Origin of the sequence: Curtobacterium sp. Leaf183 (assembly GCF_001424385.1) — a bacterium.
GTDB lineage: Bacteria > Actinomycetota > Actinomycetes > Actinomycetales > Microbacteriaceae > Curtobacterium.
Map to the genome: position 1 here is coordinate 695,279 of NZ_LMPO01000009.1, position 20,549 is coordinate 715,827.

General features: G+C 72.7%; 21 protein-coding genes. 3 read left to right on the plus strand and 18 right to left on the minus strand.

Annotated features, from left to right (window positions below; translation table 11 throughout):
• Positions 1-488 precede the first annotated feature (488 nt).
• The 7 genes from ASG04_RS14130 to ASG04_RS14160 form a co-directional block, all read right to left on the minus strand.
• Positions 489-1,013 (minus strand): MerR family transcriptional regulator, encoded by a 525-nt coding sequence (locus ASG04_RS14130; RefSeq protein ID WP_414835831.1) that lies wholly within the window; start codon positions 1,011-1,013, stop codon positions 489-491.
• A 217-nt stretch (positions 1,014-1,230) separates the two neighbouring features.
• Positions 1,231-1,935: a MerR family transcriptional regulator gene (locus ASG04_RS14135; RefSeq protein WP_056125492.1), complete on the minus strand. Its 705-nt coding sequence runs from the start codon at positions 1,933-1,935 to the stop codon at positions 1,231-1,233.
• Positions 1,935-2,414, minus strand: coding sequence for an FHA domain-containing protein (locus tag ASG04_RS14140; RefSeq protein WP_056125493.1), 480 nt, complete (start codon positions 2,412-2,414; stop codon positions 1,935-1,937). Before ASG04_RS14140 ends, ASG04_RS14135 begins: the two co-directional genes overlap by 1 nt.
• Before the next feature lie 174 nt (positions 2,415-2,588).
• A complete protein-coding gene (locus ASG04_RS14145) occupies positions 2,589-4,172 on the minus strand; it encodes a chitinase (RefSeq protein ID WP_056125496.1) in 1,584 nt (527 codons plus the stop codon).
• Positions 4,173-4,174: 2 nt separating this feature from the next.
• Positions 4,175-6,616, minus strand: a complete 2,442-nt coding sequence (locus ASG04_RS14150; RefSeq protein WP_056125498.1) for a glycosyltransferase family 2 protein — start codon at positions 6,614-6,616, stop codon at positions 4,175-4,177.
• A gap of 257 nt (positions 6,617-6,873) precedes the next feature.
• A complete protein-coding gene (locus ASG04_RS14155; RefSeq protein WP_056125499.1) occupies positions 6,874-7,866 on the minus strand; it encodes a FecCD family ABC transporter permease in 993 nt (330 codons plus the stop codon).
• The gene (locus ASG04_RS14160; RefSeq protein WP_082518159.1) at positions 7,863-8,897 is read right to left on the minus strand and encodes an iron chelate uptake ABC transporter family permease subunit; all 1,035 of its coding nucleotides are present in this window, start codon (positions 8,895-8,897) and stop codon (positions 7,863-7,865) included. The genes ASG04_RS14155 and ASG04_RS14160 overlap by 4 nt, the downstream gene beginning before the upstream one ends.
• Positions 8,898-9,054: 157 nt before the next feature.
• Between ASG04_RS14160 and ASG04_RS14165 the strand changes: the two genes are divergently transcribed.
• Positions 9,055-10,575: a S1C family serine protease gene (locus tag ASG04_RS14165; RefSeq protein WP_235515551.1), complete on the plus strand. Its 1,521-nt coding sequence runs from the start codon at positions 9,055-9,057 to the stop codon at positions 10,573-10,575.
• On the opposite strand, the gene ASG04_RS14170 is transcribed toward ASG04_RS14165, so the two are convergent.
• Together ASG04_RS14170 and ASG04_RS14175 are read right to left on the minus strand one after the other, a co-directional pair.
• The gene (locus ASG04_RS14170) at positions 10,572-11,765 is read right to left on the minus strand and encodes a hypothetical protein (RefSeq protein WP_056125501.1); all 1,194 of its coding nucleotides are present in this window, start codon (positions 11,763-11,765) and stop codon (positions 10,572-10,574) included. The genes ASG04_RS14165 and ASG04_RS14170 overlap by 4 nt on opposite strands.
• A gap of 211 nt (positions 11,766-11,976) precedes the next feature.
• Entirely contained in the window at positions 11,977-12,234 is a 258-nt protein-coding gene (locus ASG04_RS14175; protein ID WP_056125504.1) for a hypothetical protein, read from the minus strand.
• Between the two features lie 34 nt (positions 12,235-12,268).
• On the opposite strand from ASG04_RS14175, the gene ASG04_RS14180 reads away from it, so the two are divergent.
• Positions 12,269-12,631 (plus strand): RNA-binding S4 domain-containing protein, encoded by a 363-nt coding sequence (locus ASG04_RS14180; RefSeq protein ID WP_056125506.1) that lies wholly within the window; start codon positions 12,269-12,271, stop codon positions 12,629-12,631.
• 7 nt (positions 12,632-12,638) lie between these two features.
• Here the strand turns inward: ASG04_RS14180 and ASG04_RS14185 are convergent, their stop codons facing one another.
• The 8 genes from ASG04_RS14185 to ASG04_RS14220 all read right to left on the minus strand — a co-directional run bounded on the left by ASG04_RS14185 (position 12,639) and on the right by ASG04_RS14220 (position 18,509).
• On the minus strand, positions 12,639-13,580 hold the full coding sequence (locus tag ASG04_RS14185; protein WP_056125507.1) for a DnaJ domain-containing protein: 942 nt from the start codon (positions 13,578-13,580) through the stop codon (positions 12,639-12,641).
• A gap of 98 nt (positions 13,581-13,678) precedes the next feature.
• On the minus strand, positions 13,679-14,767 hold the full coding sequence (locus tag ASG04_RS14190) for a winged helix DNA-binding domain-containing protein (protein WP_056125509.1): 1,089 nt from the start codon (positions 14,765-14,767) through the stop codon (positions 13,679-13,681).
• Positions 14,768-14,782: 15 nt separating this feature from the next.
• A complete protein-coding gene (locus ASG04_RS14195; protein ID WP_056125511.1) occupies positions 14,783-15,529 on the minus strand; it encodes a phosphotransferase enzyme family protein in 747 nt (248 codons plus the stop codon).
• 140 nt (positions 15,530-15,669) lie between these two features.
• Positions 15,670-16,569 carry an NUDIX domain-containing protein gene (locus ASG04_RS14200; RefSeq protein ID WP_056125853.1) on the minus strand — a complete coding sequence of 300 codons (900 nt, stop codon included), beginning with the start codon at positions 16,567-16,569 and terminating at the stop codon, positions 15,670-15,672.
• The gene (locus ASG04_RS14205; protein ID WP_082518161.1) at positions 16,559-17,137 is read right to left on the minus strand and encodes a metallophosphoesterase family protein; all 579 of its coding nucleotides are present in this window, start codon (positions 17,135-17,137) and stop codon (positions 16,559-16,561) included. Before ASG04_RS14205 ends, ASG04_RS14200 begins: the two co-directional genes overlap by 11 nt.
• Positions 17,134-17,607, minus strand: coding sequence for a MarR family winged helix-turn-helix transcriptional regulator (locus ASG04_RS14210; RefSeq protein WP_056125513.1), 474 nt, complete (start codon positions 17,605-17,607; stop codon positions 17,134-17,136). The genes ASG04_RS14205 and ASG04_RS14210 overlap by 4 nt, the downstream gene beginning before the upstream one ends.
• 123 nt (positions 17,608-17,730) lie before the next feature.
• Complete coding sequence (locus tag ASG04_RS14215; RefSeq protein ID WP_056125515.1) at positions 17,731-18,192, minus strand: VOC family protein; 462 nt, start codon at positions 18,190-18,192, stop codon at positions 17,731-17,733.
• 20 nt (positions 18,193-18,212) lie between these two features.
• Positions 18,213-18,509 (minus strand): GNAT family N-acetyltransferase, encoded by a 297-nt coding sequence (locus tag ASG04_RS14220; RefSeq protein ID WP_056125517.1) that lies wholly within the window; start codon positions 18,507-18,509, stop codon positions 18,213-18,215.
• Positions 18,510-18,605: 96 nt separating this feature from the next.
• On the opposite strand from ASG04_RS14220, the gene ASG04_RS14225 reads away from it, so the two are divergent.
• Positions 18,606-19,253 carry an NADPH-dependent F420 reductase gene (locus ASG04_RS14225; protein ID WP_056125519.1) on the plus strand — a complete coding sequence of 216 codons (648 nt, stop codon included), beginning with the start codon at positions 18,606-18,608 and terminating at the stop codon, positions 19,251-19,253.
• An 85-nt stretch (positions 19,254-19,338) separates the two neighbouring features.
• On the opposite strand, the gene ASG04_RS14230 is transcribed toward ASG04_RS14225, so the two are convergent.
• Entirely contained in the window at positions 19,339-20,316 is a 978-nt protein-coding gene (locus ASG04_RS14230) for an aldo/keto reductase (protein WP_056125521.1), read from the minus strand.
• Positions 20,317-20,549 lie beyond the last annotated feature (233 nt).

Here is a 20,549-nt window from a genome sequence, read left to right on the forward strand (position 1 = left end):
CTCGGGCCGTCCGCGTCTGCCGAGGTCGCGCAAACTGCCGCTTGATCGTGTTCCGCACGGCGGACCGTGCGACGTGGTCGTCCTGCGCGCGGCATGTCGTGAGATGTCGAGCGTCAGTCCTGCAGGGAGGGCGACCGCCACATCCCGATCACGCGCTCACCGTTCGCGGGCACCGAGGTCGCCCGAACTGCCGCCCGAGCCGCGCCCGAGCGACGGGCTGTGCGACGTCAGGCGCCTTCGCACGGCATGTCCCGCGACGTCGGACGCGTGAGGTGCCCCTGAGGTGCAGCCTCGATCCGCCTCGCACACTGCCGGAGTTCCACGACTCGCCGCTCACGTCCCTCGAGGTGGCACGAGTCGACTGTCACGAGCGTTGAGATGCGCGAATTGTGGAACCTGGAGGGGTCACGCGGGCGAGGGGTCACGCGGGCGAGGGGTCACGCGGGCGAGGGGTCACGCGGGCGCAGGGGTCACGCGGGACGCGTGCGTCAGGAAGCGCGGGTGGCGCGGCGCGCGGCGAGCTCGTCGGCGGGGTCGGCCGCCGGGGTCGCGTCGAGCTCGACGAGCGAGGTCTCGACCTCGCGCAGGACCTTGCCCACCGCGATGCCGAACACGCCCTGCCCGCGCGAGACCAGGTCGATGACCTCGTCGTCCGAGGTGCACAGGTACACCGATGCACCGTCGGACATCAGCGTGGTCTGTGCCAGGTCGGAGACGCCGGACTCGCGGAGCTGGTTGACGGCGGTGCGGATCTGCTGGAGCGAGATGCCGGTGTCGAGCAGGCGCTTCACGAGCTTGAGCACGAGGATGTCGCGGAAGCCGTACAGCCGCTGCGACCCGGAACCGGCGGCCCCGCGGATCGTGGGCTCGACGAGCTCGGTCCGGGCCCAGTAGTCGAGCTGGCGGTAGCTGATGCCGGCGGCCTTGGCGGCGACGGTGCCGCGGTAGCCGTTCTGCTCGTCGTGCTCGGGCAGGCCGTCGGTGAAGAGCAGACCGAGGTCGTACCGCGTCATGTCTGACGGGGTACCGGGGGTTTCGTTCCCACTCATTGGACTGCCTTCCAGGACGATCGAGCCCTCACCCGAAGCTTCAACGACGGGTTGAGAGTTGTGCCGAGGTCAACGGTAGCGACTCCGACGGCTCCCGCGCGGGACATCCGACTCGGCGCGTCCGGCGTGTCGAGGATACGCCCACGCACCGACGGAACGACAGGCCTCGCACCTCGCACGCTCATGCGTCCATCCGCCCGATCGCCGCGCGGATGAGGTTGGAACGGATGACCTCGAGGTGCCCGGCGATCTCGCGCGCGGCCTCGAGTGCCTTGGCCTTCGCGGTGGCGTCCCCACGGCGTGAGACGGGCATCAGCGCCGACTCGATGAGGCCGACCTCGCGCTCGGCGGTGCTGCGGAACGTCCGGAGGTGGCGCGGCTCGATGCCGGTGCGCTGCAGCTCGACGAGGGCCTTGAGGACGACGACCGCGTCCTCGCCGAAGGTGTCGGACGCCGGCAGCAGCGACGCGGAGACGGCGTCCGACAGCAGCATCGGCGACGCGCCGGCCGCTCGGACGAGGTCGTCGCGGGAGTAGCGCTTCTCGCCCCCGAGGATCGACGGCTTCGGTCCGTCACCGCCACCCGGTAGCACGGGCTCGCGCCCGGCGTCGAGGTCGGCGAGGTACTCCTTGATGACCTTGAGCGGCAGGTAGTGGTCGCGCTGCAGCCCCAGGACGACCCGCAGGCGCTCGAGGTCGGCGGGCGAGAACTTGCGGTACCCGCTGGCGGTCCGGATCGGCGTCACGAGTTCGCGCTCCTCGAGGAAGCGCAGCTTCGAACTCGACAGGTCCGGGAACTCCGGCTTGAGCCGAGCCAGGACCTGCCCGATCGTCAGCAGGTCCGCAGCAGGCGAACCCGACCGCACCGCGGCCGAGCGCGCAGCCACTACGCGTTCGCCAGGCGCGCCAGGTCGACGCGGGACGCGTAGAACGTCAGGCGGAACTTGCCCACCTGTACCTCGGCCCCGTCGGCGAGCGGCGCTTCGTCGATGCGCTCCCCGTCGAAGTAGGTGCCGTTGAGCGAGCCGTTGTCCTTGACGGTGAAGCTGGTGCCGCTCCGCAGGAACTGCGCGTGCTTGCGCGACACGGTGACGTCGTCGAGGAAGATGTCGGCGTCGGGGTGTCGGCCGGCCGTCGTGACGTCCGAGTCGAGCAGGAACCGGGCGCCGACGTTGGGGCCACGGCGCACGACGAGCAGCGCGGAACCGGACGGCAGCGCGTTGATCGCGTCGCGTTCTTCGGGCGAGACACCGGACTCGGGCGTGAGTGCCGCTCCGAGTTCCATGCTGAAGGTCAGCGTCGTGTCGACCAGCCGCTGCTCCGGGGTCTTCTGTCCCTCGGGCTGCGGGACCACTGGATCTGGCATCGTGGACCTCCTCCTCTTGGCGTCCAAGCGTATCGGAAACCAGAGGTCCGTCGAGAGCCCCGTGGACGGGTGACACGGACTGTCCGCGGCGAGCGGACACGCGGTGTCCGCCAGGTGGCGGACGGGAGGCTCGGTGCGGGACCGCGCCGAGCCTCCAGACCGTCTCCGGCGACGTCAGTCGGCGTCGGCCGTGGGGGCCGCCCCGCCGGCCTGGACGTCCTGCAGGATCCGCCGCACCTCGGCGTCCTTGAGCCGGACCCACGGCGACCCGTCCGGGTCGCTGGTGGACGCCTGTGGACTGTCGCCGGTGTTCCACCACTTCGCCTGGTACGGCGTGCCGTGGAACAGCACGCGAGCACCCGTGTCGTACGTGGTCGTGCCGGACCAGGCGTCGTACGTCCCCGCGGGCAGCGTGACCGGCTTCACCGGCTTCTCGCCCGGCAGGACCGGGCCGACGAGCTGCCACGGGGTCTCGTACGCGCTGAGCACCGGGTCGTCGGGCAGGTCGCCCGACGTCCACCACTTCGCCTGGTAGACGTTGCGGTGCCAGACGGTCTTGGTGCCCTCGAGGTACGAGGCGTCCGCGTTCCAGACCGGGTACGGGCTGGTCGAGGGGTCGTCGGTGGGCTGCACGGTGGCGGAGGGCTCCGCCGTCGTGACGCCCGACGCAGCGGCCAGCACCCGACCCGAGTAGCCCTTGCCGAGGACGTCCGCGAAGAGCACGCCGTGCTGGTCGACGCCCGAGCACGAGTTCGACACGGTGGACAGGTTGACGTAGTTCGAGCCGCACGTCGTGTCGCGGTTCAGGGACCACATCGACATGCGGCCGAGGCCCTGCTGCCGGGTCCAAGCGTTCAGCTTGCGGGCGTCGGCCATCGAGAAGACCTCGTCCTGCACGTCGTTCTGCCCGATCATGGGCGTCGCGCCGACCTTGTGCCACAGCGTGCCGTCGGACAGCGGGGTGCCGGCGCGGGTGTAGAGCACGCCGAGCTGCCGGTGGACCTGCTGGAGTGCCTGCACCGACGCGCCGTACATGCTCTGGCTGGCGCCCTTGGCGTCGCCGTAGTCCATGGTCATGGCGTTGACCCCGGCCAGGTCCACCCCGGCCTTCAGGAACTGGGCGACGGCGGTGGTGCCGTCGCTCGTCAGGCCGGCCGGTGCGACGGGCAGGGTGAGCCAGACCGCTAGCGGGTGACCGGCGTCGCGACGCTCGCGCTGCAGGGTGGCGACGGCCTCCGCACGCCGCTGGCCCGCAGCGTGGTTCGTCAGGTCGTCCCCCTCGACGTCGTAGTCCACGGTGCTGACGTCGTAGCGACGCACCACGCTGGCGTAGGCGTCGACCAGGTCGTCGGTGTCCGTGCAGGTCGTGGCGAGCTCGTCGTTCGCCAGACCGCCGAAGGACACGCCGACCTCGCCCTGCTGCTGCTGCAACCGGGCGATGCGCCGGTCGAGGTCGAGCTGGTCCGAGGCGCCCTGCATGGAGTAGTACGACCCCCAGCTCGGGCTGCACGCGGCGTCGTGGTCGGCGACCACGAAGGACAGCATGACGTTGCGGCCGCGGTGGCTCTTGACGTCCTCGAAGGCGAACGTCGGCGTGGCGGTCACGTCGGTGTAGGCCGCGAACCAGGGCGACTGGGTCTCCGAGGCCTGGGCGGACTGCCAGCGGTCGAAGCCGACCCAGCCGGCGCCGACCAGGGCGACGGCCACGACGGCGGCCAGCGAGACGCGGATCGGTGAGAGGCGTTTCGTGCTCGACATGGTCAGGCGGCCGTCTTCTCGTTCGTGGTGGTCGATGTGGGGTGCGCGATGCTCCGCGCCGCGCCGACGACGTCCGCGTGGTGGCGGTTCGGCATCGCGTGGCCGCGGTCACCGAAGTAGAGGACGGCGCGCCAGTCCTCGGTGACGGGCTGCAGCTCGGGAGTGCGGCCGCGCTTCGCGGCACGGCGGGACGCACGGGCAGCACGGCGCGATGCGCGTCGGGCGGCCCGGGCGGACGGGTCGTAGTACATCCAGGACGTCGCCCAGAGGAACACGTCGACGACGGCGTTCCAGAGCCCGATGTAGGCGACGATCGCGTACAGCGCGAGCAGGGCGTTGAACGCGGCGAACACCGCGTTGCCCCAGTTGCCGGCGTCGGAGTCGCGCATGAACGTGAACACCGAGAAGGCCACCATCGCGAACGGAGCCAGGACGTACAGCGCGGGCGAAGCCGTGCGGTCGCGGACCTTGGGCGTGCGGGCGAAGGGGATCTTCTTCGCCGTGAGCGCCTGCTGGATGCTCTTGAGCACGCCGGCGACGTTGACCGGCATCAGGATGAGGTTGAAGCCGTAGATCCGCAGGATGTCCGTCCGCCGGTACCCGCAGTACTTCAGGTCGCTGCCGTAGAGCCAGAAGTAGGGCAGCGCGGCGAGGAGCACCATCGGGCTGAGCAGCCGCGAGTCGTACGGGTAGGCCAGCAGGAAGATGAGCCCGAGCGACCCCCACGCGATCGACGCCATGTAGTTGACGCGCAGTGCCATCTCGATGATGCCGACCCGCTCGCCCCGGGCTCGACGCTCGCGGACCTGACGCAGGTACTTCGGCAGGATCAGCAGACCGCCGTTGGCCCACCGTCGACGCTGCACGATGAGCGACCCGAAGTCCGGCGGGGTCGCGCTGTAGGACAGCCGCTCCGGGTAGTTGACGAGGGTCCAGCCGTGCATGCCGAGGTCGATGCTCGACTCGGTGTCCTCGATGACCGTACGGTCCTGCACGTAGCGCTTCACCTCGAAGCCGCCGACGGTCTCGACCTCCTCGATGTCGCGGAGCGCACGGGTCCGGATGACCGCGTTGGCGCCGACCCAGAAGGTCGCGTCGTGCCGGGACATGCCCTGGTGCAGGATGTGCTGGATGTCCGTGGTCGCGCCGGCGAGCCGCTCGATGCGCGTCGCAGCGCCGCGGAACGACGAGTACGGCGTCTGCGTGACGGCGACGCGGGCGTTCTCCGGCTGCTCGAGGAAGTAGACCAGGCGCAGGCAGTAGTCGCGCAGCAGCACCGAGTCGGCGTCGAGGGTCAGCACGTAGTCCGACGCGGGGACCACGAGGTCGGCGGTCTCCGGGTCGGTGACGGTACGGAGGATCGTGCCCGAGGCCGTCTCGTCGAACGCGTACGCGCCACCGAGCAGCCCGATGTACGAGTTGAGGTTCATCGCCTTGTTCGCCTCGTCGGAGAGGTTGGCGAAGCGCTTGCGCTCGAACGTCGTGATCTCGGCCGTGAAGGTCCAGGTCAGGCGACGCTGCAGCTCGACGACGCGCGCCGAACTGACGCCGGTCAGCACGGGGCGCTGCTCGGTGTCGGCCGTGTCGGTGCGCGACGGGTCAGCCGCGTCCAGCGCATCGGTGATCGCCGCGTCGAGCGCGTCGGACGTCAGGCGGAACTCGTCCGCCAGCCCGACCAGCACCTGGTCGTTGAAGAACCGGTCGACGTGGTCGACGACGTCGTGCTCGCGGGCGTGACGCCGCAGCCAGGCGTCGGCCCAGCGGTGGTGCTCGACGAGCGTGCGGAGCGAGTCGACGGTCGCGGTCGGGGTGTGGGACGCCTCGACCTCGGCGGACAGGAGCGCCTCCTGGAAGCGCTCGGCCGCCGGGGCGAGCTGCGTCTGGATGCCGGCGGCGACCGCGCGGGTGCGCTGCAGCTTGGCGAGGGTCTCGGGGTCGGTCGGGAACGGTGCGTCGTCCACGAGCAGGACGATGCGCAGCGACGGGTACTCCTGCAGCGCCGCCGACCACAGGGTGGTCGCGACGACGTCGGGCTCCTCGGCGTAGCTCGGCACCAGGACGGTCAGCGGTGACTCGTGGCCCGCGGCGAAGTGCCGGTCGAGTTCGGCGCGCGGCACCCGCACGTGCGTGGCGAACCGCTCGAGCGCCCCCTGCCGCGCGATGAGGTGCATCAGCGCAGAGAAGGTCAGGAAGGTCACCACGACCAGGTACGACAGCGCCTCGGTGGTGAACCGGAAGCTCTCGGTGCCGTAGTCGAGGAACTGGCGGATCACCGTGTAGACGACGTACGCCAGCCAGAAGGCGATGGTCAGGATGATGGCGATCCGGCCGGAGACGAGCTTCCGGTCGGAGGGGCGGGCGTGCAGTGTGTCGAGCGGGTGGGTACGCCGCTCGGAACCCCACTGCCGACGGCGCACGGGCGCGGCGTCGAACTCTTCGGGCATGGGTGTCCTTCTGTCGTCCGGACCAGCCCGCGATCGGGTTCGCGCGCTGTCGGGTGTCCGGTTCGTGTCCGACGGTAGGGGGACACGACGGGGGACGTGGACACCCGGACGGGGGGTTCCGGGCCTGCTGTGCGGCATCCCGCAACACCGCTGCGGGGTGCGTGCGGGTTGCGCGTCCGGACGGGTCGGTCAGGAGGCCCGGTGCGGGTCCGGCGCGACGGCTCGCGGCCGCGGAGGGACCAGTGGCGCGTCGCCGCTCAGCGCCCGCGGGCGAGCAGCCAGAGCAGGTAGGGCGCGCCGACGACGCCCGTCACGACACCGACCGGCAGCGCGGTGCCGGGGATCGCGAACTGCGCGACCAGGTCGCTCGCCAGGACGATGGTCGCGCCGACCCCGGCGGCGGGTGCCAGCGCGACGCGTCCCCCGCCCACCAGTCGTCGGGCGATCGGTGCTGCCATCAGCGCGACGAACGACACCGGGCCGGCGGTCGCGACGGCTCCGGCGGTCAGGCACACCGCGGTCAGGAGCAGCAGGACCTTCGCGCGGTCGGGACGCAGTCCGAGCGACGAGGCCACCTCGTCCCCGAGGGTCAGGACCGTCAGGCGCGGCGACTGCACGAGCGCGGCGACCACGAGCACGACGAACGCGATCCCGAGCACGCCGACGATCCCGCGGTCGACCGCGTTGAGACTGCCGGAGAGCCAGAGCAGCGCCGTGCCCGCCTGTTGCACGGAGCCGCTCGTCAGCAGCCACCCGGTGACGCTCAGGCACATCGCCGCGACGCCGATGCCGACCAGGACCACCCGGTTGCCGGTGATCCCCCGACGCCAGGCCAGCCCCGCGATCACCACCGAGACCAGGAGCGCCCCGACGACGACGGTCGCGAACAGGCTGACGCCGGACGCACCGAACAGCACGATGGCGGTGAGCCCGGCTGCGCTCGCACCCGAGGTGATGCCGATGACGTCGGGGCTCGCGATCGGGTTCCGGACGATGCTCTGCACGATGGCCCCCGCGACGCCGAGGCTCGCCCCGACCAGGAGCGCCGCCAGGGTCCTGGGTCCGCGGAGCTGCCCGATCACGAAGTCCGACACCGTGTCGCCGTGCCCGACGAGCGCCGCGACGACCTGTCCGGGTGCGAGGGGGATCTCGCCGACGCCCAGGCCCACGAGCACCAGTGCGACGAGCACCACGAGCACCGATCCCAGGACGACGAGCTCTCGCCGGACACCGACCACGCGCCTGCTCACAGGCCACGCACCGCCTTCGAACGGACCAGCGCGATGAACACGGGAGCGCCGATCAGCGCGGTGACGATGCCGACCTGCAGCTCCCCCGGGTACGCCACGACGCGACCGACGACGTCGGCGACGAGCAGGAACGCCGGAGCGACGACCGCCGACAGCAGGATCGTCCAGCGGTGGTCCGGACCGCTCAGTCGTCGGACGGCGTGCGGCACGGCGAGCCCGATGAACGCGACGGGACCGGCTGCCGCGACGGCGGACCCGGCGAGCAGGACCGTGACGAGCCCCCCGAGCGCCCGGACGAGCACGACCCGCTGCCCGAGGGACGCCGCGAGCTCGTCGCCGAGCGCCAGGGTGTTGAGCGACCGCCCGAGCGCGACGGCGAGGACGAGCCCGACGAGCACGGGCACGGTGACGACGCCCGCCGTGCCGAGGTCCTTGCCGGCGAGCGCGCCGACCTGCCAGAACCGCAGCTGGTCGAGCAGGCTCTGACTGGTCACGAGCACCGCGGTCGTCACCGAACCGAGCGCCGCCGCGACGACCGCGCCGGAGAGGGCGAGTCCGACCGGCGTCAGACCGCGGCGCGCGACCGCGGCGATGCCGTAGACCAACAGGGCCGCCAGGGCCGCACCGGCGAACGCGAAGGGCAGGTAGGCGGCGGTCCCGCTGATCCCGAAGACCGCGATGCCCGTGACGACGGCCAGGGCGGCGCCGGAGTTGATGCCGAGGATGCTCGGGTCGGCGAGCGGGTTCCGCGTCACGCCCTGCATGACCGCGCCGGCGACGCCGAGCGCGGCCCCGGCGAGCAGGCCCACGACGGTCCTGGGCACGCGGTTGCCGATCACGATCAGCCCGACCTCGTCGTTCCGGCCCGGGTGCAGCACGGCGTCGAACACCGTGCCGAGCGGGATCGGCCGCGACCCGAAGGCGACGCTCAACGCCACCGCGACGGCGAGGACCACGACCGCGAGGACGGTCGCGCCGACGAGTCGTGGCACGGAGCTGGGCGCCGGTGGCGCGGACGACGGGGAACGCATGAGGGGTGAGGCAACCCTAACGTGGACTCCCGTTCGGTGACCGCCGAGGGAGTCGTGAGCGCACGCAGGGCTCGTTCATAGGTGCGTCATGGGTTCCGGGCCTGTACTCGTACCCACGACGCCCGACCGGGACGTCGAGAGCGACCGGAGAGCACCGATGAACGAGACCCCGAACCCCGACGCCGAACCGGGCACCACGCCGATCGACGCCCAGGACACCGCACGCCGCTCCGCGTGGGAGGCCCCGCACGCCGACGCGTCGACGCTCCGTCCCGCCCACGCCTTCGACGGCTCGGGCCCGTACCTCTACGCTCCCGACGGTTCCGGTCCCTACGCCTACGCCGCCGACGGCCGCGGCCCGTACCTCATCGGCAGCCCCGCGCTGGCCGGCACCCACACGTGGGCCCACGCGGCCCAGCACGGCGACCACGCCGCGTTCAGCCACGGCGCCGCGGCCCCGCAGGGCTGGAACGGCGCCTTCGGCACCCGCCCCGGCACGAAGAAGCGTCGCCTCGGTCTCATGATCGGATCCGGTGTCGCCGCCCTGGCGATCCTCGGCGCCGCCGGAGGCACCGCCTTCGGCCTGTCCTCGCACGGCACGCAGACGACGTCGAGCCAGTCGCAGGGCACGACGACCCTGCCGGGCACGGGCGGCGGCACGGGTTCGGACGGCAGCGGCACGAACGGCTTCACCGTGCCGGGCGAGGGAAGCGGCAACGGCAGTGGCAGCGGGAGCAGCGACGGGTCGAGCACCCAGTCCCCCGCGACCGCGGCGACTGCGGCGCAGAAGAAGGGCGTCGTCACGATCAACACGGTGATCGGGTACGACGCCGCGTCCCAGGCCGCCGGCACCGGCATGGTGCTGACCTCGGACGGCACGATCCTGACCAACAACCACGTCATCCAGGGCGCGACGAGCATCAGCGTCACCGACGAGACCACCGGCAAGCAGTACGACGCCGAGGTGGTCGGGGCCGACGCCACGAACGACGTCGCCGTGCTCAAGCTCAAGGACGCTTCCGGCCTGTCGACGGTCTCGCTCGACGACGACGGCGGCGCGAAGACCGGCGACGCCGTCACCGACGTCGGGAACGCCGAGGGCACGGGCAACCTGGTCGCCGCCGAGGGCACCGTCACGGCGACGGACCAGGCCATCCAGGTGCAGAGCGAGTCCGGCACGGGGACCGAGTCGCTCTCCGGGCTCATCGAGGTCGCGGCGGACATCGTCTCGGGCGACTCTGGCGGCCCGGTGCTGGACTCCGAGGGCGAGGTCGTCGGCATGGCGACCGCGGCCTCGTCGGGTTCCGCCGAGGTCACCGGGTACGCGATCCCGATCGCCACGGCGAAGTCCATCGCCGAGAAGATCCTGGCCGGTGACGCGTCGGGCACGATCACGATCGGCCTGCCCGCGTTCCTCGGCGTGCAGGTCAGCGGCACCGCCACCACCGGTGGCGTCGCGGTGGCCGGCACCGTCGCGGGCTCGGGTGCCGCGACCGCGGGGCTCGCCGCCGGTGACACGATCACCTCGATCGACGGCACCGCGGTGACGAGCTCCGACCAGCTGACGCAGGTCATCCAGTCGAAGTCGGTCGGCGACCAGGTCACCGTCGGCTACACGAACAGCGCCGGCGCGGCGAGCACCGTCACGGTGACGCTGACGGCGGGCCCGGCACTCTAGGCAGGGTCGGCCGACAGGAAGGCACGCACGAGCGACCGGTACACGTTCGCCGGCGACTCCGCGGAGAACGCGGTCTCGCCGGCGTCCGTGCGTCCGACCCTCGCGAAACCGTGACCCTCTGCACGCACGACGGTGACGGGACGCGACGCACCGGGTCGGCGCAGGAAGGACACGGTCCACGGGGCCGCCCAGAACCGCGCCAGTCGCGGGTCGGCCTCGGCCAGTTCCGCGGGCAGGTCGGGAGCGTCGTCGCCGCCGGCCAGGCGCCGACCGAGCAGGTCGGCTCGCAACGACCCCGTCCGGAACGGGAAGGTCCACACCGGACCGACACCGAGCCTCCCGGCCGCCGTCTGCACCACCCGCTCGGCCGACAGCCGCGCGACGACCGAGCCACGGTCGTCCGGCGCGTCGACGACGGTCCCCGCCCAGGCCTGGAGGCGCGACACGCGCCCGTCGGGCAGGTGCTGTTCCAGGGTGGTCGGCGCTGCGTCGCCGCTCCACGGGTCGATGAGCGTCTGCGTCGTGGCGGGGAGCGTGCCGAACCGGCCGACGAGGCCGGCCTCGACGAGTTCGCGGCCGCCCGTGGTGCGCAGGAGCGTCGGGGTCCAGCGCTTGCCGGCCATGCTCTGCAGGGTCCCGAGGGCCTCGTCGCCCAGCTGCGGACCGAGGACCGGAGCGGGGACGGGCGGGACGGGGAGCGACTCGAGGTCGCGGCTGTCCCGGGCCGTGACCGTGTCGGTGGCGCGGACGGACTCGAGGACGGCGAACACCAGGTCGTCCGTGGCGCGGAGCCGGGCCAGTGGGCGCTCGACCGTGACGTCGACGCGGTGGCGTCCGGTCACGAACACCAGGTGCGCGCCGACGATGTCGCCGTGGGCGTCGTCGCGGTCCTCGTCGCCGGCGTCCGGACGGACGTACTCGACCAGGCGTGCGGGGGCGCCGACGCCGGTCCAGACGTCGCACCCGACCAGCAGCAGGCCGTCGACGGAGCCCGGCAGCCGGTCGAGCAGCGAGGCGTTCTCGTCCCCGATCGTGCGGTCACTCGGTCGGGAGCGCACGGTCAGGACGACGTCCTCACCGGTGACGCGCAGGTCGGCCTGGGCGACGTCCGCACGCTGCCAGGAGTCGGGACGCCGGAGGACCAGGCGTGCGGTGCGGTCCTCGGTGCCGAGCGGGACGGGGACTGCCATGGCCCGAGGCTACGACCCGGCGGCGGACCGGTTGGGCACGGCTCGCCGGGGTCGGGCGTGTTCACCACGGGGCGCTGTGCGCCGTGCTCGCCTCGCGGCCGGTGCGGGGTTGGCCGGCCCGTGCGAGGAACTGACGCCGCACCACGCCTTCGACCTCGCACCGACGAACAACCTCGCACCGTGCTGACCCCGCACGGTGCGCCCACGAGCCTCAGCGCAGGCGGGAGCGCGGTGTGGGCGGCGGCGGGACGCGCTTGGCGGCGACGACGTCCGCCAGGTCGATCGCCACGAGGCCCCGGCGGGTGTCGATCGTGACGGTGTCCGGCGTCCGCGCGACGAGCTCCCCGAGGGCGTCCGACGCACCGTCACCGTGCAGCGCCCGGACGACGACGCGGTCGCCGATGGCCACCTCGCCGAGCACCCGGAGCGCGAGTGCTCGTGCGATCTCCCCCTGTGCGTCCGCCCCCATGCACCCGAGCGTACGGCGCGCCTAGGGTGGGGGCATGGACAAGGCCCGGGTGGACGCATGGATCTGGGCGGTCCGGATCACGAAGACCCGGTCCGCCGCCACGACCGCGTGCAAGGCCGGGCACGTCAAGGTCAACGGTGAGCGCGCCAAGCCCTCGCAGCCGGTCGGCCCCGGGGACGAGGTCCGCGTGCGCCAGGCCGGCTTCGACCGGATCGTCGTCGTGAAGAGCCTGATCCTCAAGCGCGTCGGTGCGACCGAGGCGGCGAAGCACCTCGACGACCGCACGCCCGCACGCCTGCCGAAGGAGGAAGCGGGCTTCGTGCCGATGCGCGACCGCGGTGCCGGACGCCCGAGCAAGCGGGAGCGCCGCGACCTCGAGAAGCTCCGCGGGTACTGACCCCGACTCAGACGAAGCGGACGGTCTGCTGCAGCCGGTCGCGGACCTCGAAGACGTCGACGGCCCCCTCGGGCGACCAGACGCCGTTGAGCACCTGGCCGAGCGCACTGCGTCGGACGACGAACGCCGTGGGCTTCCGCTGCGGCCCGACGAGCTGCACGTCGACGTCGACCGCGGAGTCCGGCACGACGAGCAACCGGCCGGTGAACCGCACGCGGGTCTGCTTCTGCACGGCGCGAGCCGCACGGACGAGCTCCTTGACCGGGCGTTCCCCGGGCTCGAGCGTCTCACCGACGACCTCGCCGTGCTCCACGCGCACGGGCCCGCCCCAGTCGATGGACTCGAGCGCCCAGAGCCCGCTCGGCATCAGCACGACGTGGTCGAGCTTGCCCTCGGCGCCGGCGTCGAGGTCGTGCCACACCGTCACGCCCATGCCCATGTCGGCGACGATCGAGGCCGTCGCCTCCTCGGCGAGGGCCTCGCCGAGGAGGCGGCGGATGAACCGCGGCGCGCTGCGGATCAGCGACGGGTCGTAGGGGTCCTCGATGGGGTCGCCGAGACCGACCCACTCGCGCTCGGCGGCGAGGAAGACCTCGCGCGAGCGACCGCCGGGGTGTCCGTGGGAGCGGGCACGCGGGCGGGAGTCGCGCCGCACCGTGGGCGGTGCGTAGGCGTCGCGGGCCGAGCCGGTCCTCCAGTCCGACCCGCCGGACGGTGCCGTCGGGGCGGAGGTGGGCCGCGATCCGGTGTCGTACGCGCGCCGGGCCGCCGGCGTGCCGACGCGTTCCCAGGCGATCTGGACGCGGCGGAACCGGATGGCGTCGCCGCCGAGGTCGGGGTGCGTCTCGCGGGCTGCGCGCCGGTAGGCGCGTCGGAGTTCCTCGTCGTCGGCGGTCGCGGCGACGCCGAGGACTTCGTACGGGGTGGCGTCGGCCGGGCTGTCGGTCATGGCCCTGGCACAGTACCCGACGCTCCGTATGACCCAGCCGCATGCGCGCTGCGGACTGCCTGGAGGCCGGACCGACGCGGACCCGCCGGTCCGGACCGTCAGGCAGCCGGGTCCAGGACCTGCGGCACCACGGGCAGCTCGAGGAACCGCCCGACGCGCTCGGCAGCCCCGTCGACGGCGCGGGTGGCCGCGGCGGAGAGCGGCTCGAACGGCGTGACCGTGAGTCGGACGTCACGAGTGCGCTCGGCGGTGCGCCACGTGCCGACCACCCGGCCGCGGTGGACGACCATCGCCAGGAACATGCCGTTGGCGCCGGGGACGACCCGCTGCGCGTGCGCGGCAGCGAGGTGGCCGCTGCGGTCGGCGTACCCGAGCAGGTACTCGTCGAAGCCGGGCAGCAGGTGCGTGGCGGTCAGCGGTGCCGGATCGGGACGGTCGGCGAGCGCCAGGATCCCGTCACCGAGGTCCTCGACGCTCGCTCCTGCCACCGCTCGCGCTCGACGGACCTCGCCGAGCGGGAGCTTCGTCCAGTGCGCCGCGTCGGCATCCGTCGCGGGGCCACGGCCGCGCAGGTACCCGACCAGGGTGCGCCGCAGGGCCTCGTCGTGGTCGGGAACCGTCTCGGTCGCCGGCGACCACTCGTCGAGCAGCACGAGTCCCTGGCCGACCCGGCCGGTCGGGCCCCACGCCACGAGTCCCTGCTGCGACAGGTGCAGGAGCAGGTGGTACCCCCGCTGGCCGGACGCGTCGATGCCGGCGTCGCGCCACCGCGCGAAGACGCCCTCGCGGTCGAGGGAACGACCGCCCTGCAGTGCCTCGATCGTCGCGTCCCGCGCCCGGCCGACCAGGGCGTCGTCGATCCCGAGCTCCCGCGCCCGTCGTGCGAGCCCGCGGAGGGTCCGTTCGGCGGTGAGCGACAGGACCGTGCGCAGGGTGTCCGCCCGCAGGACGTGCAGGGTCCCGCGCATCGGCCACGACCGGACGAACTCCGCGCGGTCGAAGGCCGCGCGGACGTCGCGCCGTGTCACTCCGAGCGCGCGTGCGCCGACCGCCCAGAGCGACTGGCCGAGGTCCTGCCCCTGCAGCGCGTGCATGTGCGTGACGACGTCGAGCGGTGTCCCGCCCGTGGTCCCGACGCGCTGCGCAGCCAGGCGCATCGCGCGGAGCTGGGCGGCGGTCGGGGTCACACGCGGGCGACCGGCCTAGACGACCGCTGCGGTGATGGCGTCGAGGTGTTCCTCGAGGTAGGCCACGTCGGCGCGGTACAGGTCGGCGTGGCCGTGCTGCAGATCGCTGACGAACTTGGGGTTGCCGGCCGCGGCCTCGGACTCGAGGGTCGTCACGAGCGCGACGATCGACGCCACCATCGTCGGAGCGAGACGGGCGCGGGACTCGGGGTCGAGGCCGTACGCACCGCAGAACTCCGCGGCGCGGGCCAGGCGTTCGTCGAGTGTCGGGGCGGTGCTGCCCTCGACCTGCCCGGTGGTGAACGGCGCGAACCGGTACACCGCGCTCGCCACGTCCCACACCCGCGGGCCGGGGTGCGCCGTGTCGAAGTCGATGATGCCCACGGCCTGGATGCCGTCGTAGACGCAGTTGTAGGGGGCGAAGTCGCCGTGCACGACGGTCTCGACCGGTGCCCGGTCGGACTGCGACCACACGTCGACGGTGCCGTCGAGCGGGAAGGAGGCGGCCGCGTCGTGGTAGTGCCGGAGCAGCCGTGCGCTGGTGACGAGGGCGGCCTCGCTGGCGATGTCCTCGGTCCAGGGGTACTCCCCAGCGACCCCGGGCACGAACGACACGGTCTCGAGCGTGTCGCCGAGTTCGATGGGTTCCGGTGCCGCCACGAACCCCTGCTCGTGCAGGTGTCCCAGCAGACGGTGGACGGTGGGCGTCCACGGTCCGGCCGGGCGGTGGACCCGGTCCGCTGCCCTGGTGATGCGCTCCATGAGAGCCTCCTGTCGCGGTCGTCTCCGTTGACGTGCTGCCGACGTGTGGGTCAGCGTAGCGGCTGACCAGCGCCGATGTCGCGATCCATCTCCGATCGGACAGGCCGCAGCCGGCTCCACTCCCGGGACGGGGCGCTGCGTCAGAGCCGGTCGCGCAGCCAGCGCGGCCCGCGGACCTGGACGCCGTCGCCCAGGGCAGTGACCCGGTCGCGCAGCCCGCGGTCTGCGGTCACCACGACCACCGGTCCCCGACCCGCAGCGACGGCTGCCGTGACGACCTCCACGATCGCGTCGTCACCGGAGCCCGCGGCACGGACCACGTCGACGGGGGCGGTCGACGCCGCGGAGGCGTCCCGTGCCGCTCCTTCGAGCACGACGGTCCACCGCGGCCACCACCGGTCGAACTCCAGCCCGAGTTCCGCTGCGGGCAGGCCGGCGGCAGCGAGCGTCGTCACCCCGTCGAGCAACCGGTCAGCAGCCCCGGCGCGGTCCTGCCACCACCCGTCGGGGACGCTCCCGACGACGTTCGCGGCGTCGACCACCACCACGGGTGCGATGTCGATGGCGGCACGGAGCGCCGGCCACGATGCGCCGAACCCCGGGTGCAGGGGCAGGTCGTCGACCTCGGCCAGCGGCACCCACGACAGGGCCAGGCTCTCGCGGTCCGCGATGACGGGCTCGAACGGGCGGGCGGCGCGGCCGACGACCGTCGTGTAGGTCCAGAACCCCAGGTCGAGCACGGACGTGTGGCGCAGGTCGATCCCGTCCTCGGGGACGCCCGCTTCTTCTGCGGACTCGCGGAGGGCGCCGGTGACCGCGTCCTCGTGCTGGTGCCGCGCCCCACCGGGGATGCCCCAGGTGCCGCCGTGGTGGCTCCACTCGACGCGGTGCTGCAGCAGGACGCGGCCCGCGCCGTCGTCGACCAGCAGACCGGCCGCGCCGAACAGGCCCCAGGCCTTGGTGCCGTCGGGGCCCTGCGCCCAGGCGTCGCCGGGATCGCGCGGTCCGGGGGGCGGACCCGGGGGCAGTTCATCGGGCACGTCCCCACCCTTCCACACGCACCTCGCGGTCGGCTGCCGGTGAGGACACCACGCGCGGCTCGGTGGCGCCGGGAGCGAGCCGGACCACCCGGACGTCGAGCTCGGGACCGTCGACGGTGCAGCGCATCCAGGTGAAGTCGGGCTGCCGTCGGCGGTCGGTGGGCGAACCGGGGTTGAGCAGCCGCAGGCCCCCGTCGGCGGTGGTGTCCCAGGGGATGTGCGAGTGACCGAAGACGAGCACGTCGGTGTCCGGGTACGTCGACGTCGCCCGACGCTCGCGGCCCGTGGCGGCCCCGGTCTCGTGGACGAGTGCGAACCGCAGGGCCTCGACGGAGAACCGGGCGACGAGGGGCAACCGGTCGTCGAACTCCGGCCCGTCGTTGTTGCCGCGGACGCCGACGAACGAACGGCTGCGGGCCTGGAGCGCATCGAGGGTCGCCAGGTCGACCCAGTCACCCGCGTGCACGACGAGGTCGGCGGCGTCGACGTCCTGCCACAGTGCGGCCGGCAGGTCCTTCGCGCGCTTCGGCAGGTGCGTGTCCGAGACCAGGAGCAGCGAGGTCGTCACGCGTCGTCGTCGCGGCTCGGCATCGGCAGACCGGCCTCGTCCGCCGCACCGAGGCGCTCCAGGAGCCCGGCGAGCAGGGCGATGTCGTCGTCGGACCAGTCGGCGATCCGCTCGTCCAACGCGGCTCGATGCAGCTGGACGGAGCGGTCGAGCGCGGCGCAGCCGGCGTCCGTCGCCTCGAGCGGCTTCGCGTTGCCGGTGCCACCGTCCGTCGTCCGGATCAGGCCGGCGGCGAGCAGCCCGGCGAGCTGCCGAGAGATGGTGGAGCGGTTCAGGTGAAGGTAGCGGGCGATGTCGATGGCCATGCACCCCGGGTGCTGGACGACGAAGTCGACGAGCGACTGGTCGACCACGCTGAGCACGGCGTCGCTGCCGCGTGCCCGGATGCTCGCACGCCGGGTGATGCGCGACAACTCGGTGTACGCACGCTCGATCGCGGCGGTGCGGACGTCGGGCCTCGGCTGGTCCATGGTGCCTCCAACCCTCGTGTTCCCTTGGCGGTCACCATACCTGCGGGTCTCGGGGGTCCGTCGCGCCGCAGCGCCGACGTCTGCGTGATCCGGCTTGCCCCTGCGGCTTCGCGCAGCGGGCGGTCAGTCGCCGCGGATCGCCGCCTGCACCGTGGGGATGTCGAGCTTCACCATCTGCATCATCGCCTGGTACGCCCGCGCCGAGGCCTCGGGGTCGCCACCGGCGTGCATGAGCTCCCCCCAGTTCGCCGGGGTCACCTGCCAGGCCACTCCCCACGCGTCGGTGAGCCACCCGCACATCGACGGTGTCGCCCCGCCCGCCAGGAAGGCGTCCCAGACCCGGTCGAGCTCGTCCTGGTCGTCGACGTCGAGCTGGAACGAGATCGCGTCGGTGTGCGGGTGTCCGGGTCCGGCGTTCATGGCCCGGAACGGCTGACCGTGCAGACGGAACTCGACGACGATCGTCGATCCGTCCGGCATCTTCTCGACGTGGTCCACCGAGGACCCGGGGATCACCGAGGTGTAGAACGTGGCGGCCTCCTCGGCCTGCCCGTCGAACCAGATGAAGGGGACGATCTGTCGCATGGTCGGTCCTGTCGTCGGGCTCAGTCCGCGGCGGTGCGGCTGAGCAGTGCTGCCCTGTCGGGGTGGTCGTCGAACCACTTGCCGACGAACCAGCACATCGGCACGATGCGCTTGTCCGTCCGTCGTTCGACGTCGTCGACCGCGTATGCGACCAGGTCGGCGGCGTAGCCGTGTCCCCGGTGCGCGGGCACGGTGTACGTGTGCGGGAAGGCCACCGCGTCGGCGTTCTCCCGCTCGTCGAGCACGCTGACCAGCGCGCCGTCGACGTACATCGCGTACCGCTGCTGGTCGGTCTCGTGGCGGAACTCGTGTGCCATGCCGCCATCATGCCCCGCGGTCGCGCCGGACGACAGGCCCCGCCACGACAGCGGTCGGTGCGGAATGCACCTCCGACGGTCGGAGTTGCACGGGGCATGACAACGATCGGCATCATCGGCGCAGGCAACATCGGTTCACAACTCGCACGACTGGCGGTGCAGCACGGGTACGACGTGGCGATCGCGAACTCGCGCGGCCCGGAGACCCTGCAGGACCTGGTGTCGGAGCTGGGCGACCGCGCCCGGGCCGTCACGCGGGACGAGGCAGCCGCAGCCGGCGACCTGGTCGTCGTGACCACCCCGCTGGCCGCCATCGGGACCATCCCCGTCGAGCCCCTGGTCGGCAAGGTCGTCATCGACACGAACAACTACTACCCGCAGCGCGACGGCCAGATCGCCGCGCTCGACGACGAGACGACGACGACCGCCGAGCTGCTGCAGGACCACCTGCGCGGCGCCCGGGTCGTCAAGGCCTTCAACCACATCGGCGCGGCCGACCTGACCACGGCCGGCACCCCCACCGGCACCCAGGGCCGTCGTGCCCTCGTCGTCGCCGGGGACGACGCCGAGGCCAAGCGCGTCGTGACCGACCTGCTCGACGAGTTCGGATTCGACGCCGTCGACGTCGGCGCCCTCGCCGAGGGATGGCGCATCCAGCGCGACACCCCCGGCTACGGCAAGCCGTACGCCGCGCTCGAGCTGGAGCAGGCCGTCGCCGACGCGAAGCGCTACCGCGACATGTGACCCAGCGCGGCTGGGCGCCGACCCAGCGCGCTCGGGCGCCGGTTCAGCGCAACTGGGCGCCGGTTCAGCGCGACTGGGCTCCGGTTCAGCGCGACTGGGCTCCGTCGAAGACGACCGTCATCTCCGCCAGGTCGTCCTCGGTCGGCGTCCACGCCGTGCCCGCGTCGGCGTTCTGCGTGACCTGCTCCGCCTTGGTCGCCCCGGCGATGACGCTGGTGAGACCCGGCTGCGCGAGCAACCACGCGAACGTCGCCTGCAGCATCGTCACGCCGCGCTCGTCGCAGAACCCTTGGAACTCCTCGAGCACGTCCCACGGGGCGTGTTCGAGGACCTCGGGCTTCCGCAGTGACAGCCGACCGTCCGCCGGACCGCCGGACCGCGTGTACTTGCCGCTGAGCAACCCGTTGTACAGCGGGAAGTACGGCAGGAACCCCAGCGCGTAGGCCCGCACCGCCGGCAGGACCTCGGTCTCGACCCCGCGCGCCAGCGGGCTGTACTCGTCCTGCGCCGACACGAACGCCGTGGTGCCCGCGATCGAGGCCGTCAGCTCGGCCTCGGCGATCTGCCACCCGGCGAAGTTGGAGTGGCCGACGTACCGGACCTTGCCCTCGCGGACCAGGTCGTCGAGCACCGACAGGGTCTCCTCGATCGGGGTCACCGCGTCGGGGCCGTGCAGCTGGTACAGGTCGATCCAGTCCGTCCCGAGACGCCGCAGCGACGACTCCACGGCCAGCCGCACGTACCGCCGCGAGCCGCGCACGCCCCAGTCCGGGCCGTTGGCGCCCCGCATGTCCATGCCGAACTTCGTCGCGAGCACGACCTGGTCACGACGCCCGGCGAGTGCCTTCCCGAGCATCGACTCCGACTGCCCCGGTGTCCCGCCGTAGACGTCCGCGGTGTCGAACAGGGTCACGCCCGCGTCGAGCGCCGCGTGCACCACGGCGTCCGTCCCCTCCTGCGACTCGGTGGCCGTGCCGGGCCGGCCGAAGTTGTTGCAGCCGATGCCGACGGTGGAGACGACGAGCCCCGAGGGGCCGAGTGGACGGCGTTCGATCACGGTCATGCGTGCGACGCTACCGCGCCCCCGGAACTGGGGCTGGGTCACGGCACTGCTCTGCCGCTAGAACTGACGATGGATCAGCCGACGGAGGGAGCTGCGCACGTGGCGTCGCATCGCATGCCCGATTCCGATCGACCCCGCCGGCCCGTCCCGGCCTGGGTGACGGCTCCCCACGACGGCTCCGTCCCGCGGGGCGCCGACCGGGAGGCACCCCCCACGCCCGCAGCGTCGGCTCT

Coding starts and splice junctions, on each gene's coding strand:
- ASG04_RS14145 (WP_056125496.1), bottom strand. CDS start 4,172: ATGTCGAGCACGAAACGCCTCTCACCGATCCGCGTCTCGCTGGCCGCC.
- ASG04_RS14220 (WP_056125517.1), bottom strand. CDS start 18,509: ATGGCACACGAGTTCCGCCACGAGACCGACCAGCAGCGGTACGCGATG.
- ASG04_RS14215 (WP_056125515.1), bottom strand. CDS start 18,192: ATGCGACAGATCGTCCCCTTCATCTGGTTCGACGGGCAGGCCGAGGAG.
- ASG04_RS14130 (WP_414835831.1), bottom strand. CDS start 1,013: ATGACGCGGTACGACCTCGGTCTGCTCTTCACCGACGGCCTGCCCGAG.
- ASG04_RS14140 (WP_056125493.1), bottom strand. CDS start 2,414: ATGCCAGATCCAGTGGTCCCGCAGCCCGAGGGACAGAAGACCCCGGAG.
- ASG04_RS14160 (WP_082518159.1), bottom strand. CDS start 8,897: ATGCGTTCCCCGTCGTCCGCGCCACCGGCGCCCAGCTCCGTGCCACGA.
- ASG04_RS14185 (WP_056125507.1), bottom strand. CDS start 13,580: ATGACCGACAGCCCGGCCGACGCCACCCCGTACGAAGTCCTCGGCGTC.
- ASG04_RS14165 (WP_235515551.1), top strand. CDS start 9,055: ATGAACGAGACCCCGAACCCCGACGCCGAACCGGGCACCACGCCGATC.
- ASG04_RS14175 (WP_056125504.1), bottom strand. CDS start 12,234: ATGGGGGCGGACGCACAGGGGGAGATCGCACGAGCACTCGCGCTCCGG.
- ASG04_RS14195 (WP_056125511.1), bottom strand. CDS start 15,529: ATGGAGCGCATCACCAGGGCAGCGGACCGGGTCCACCGCCCGGCCGGA.
- ASG04_RS14210 (WP_056125513.1), bottom strand. CDS start 17,607: ATGGACCAGCCGAGGCCCGACGTCCGCACCGCCGCGATCGAGCGTGCG.
- ASG04_RS14225 (WP_056125519.1), top strand. CDS start 18,606: ATGACAACGATCGGCATCATCGGCGCAGGCAACATCGGTTCACAACTC.
- ASG04_RS14170 (WP_056125501.1), bottom strand. CDS start 11,765: ATGGCAGTCCCCGTCCCGCTCGGCACCGAGGACCGCACCGCACGCCTG.
- ASG04_RS14230 (WP_056125521.1), bottom strand. CDS start 20,316: ATGACCGTGATCGAACGCCGTCCACTCGGCCCCTCGGGGCTCGTCGTC.
- ASG04_RS14150 (WP_056125498.1), bottom strand. CDS start 6,616: ATGCCCGAAGAGTTCGACGCCGCGCCCGTGCGCCGTCGGCAGTGGGGT.
- ASG04_RS14180 (WP_056125506.1), top strand. CDS start 12,269: ATGGACAAGGCCCGGGTGGACGCATGGATCTGGGCGGTCCGGATCACG.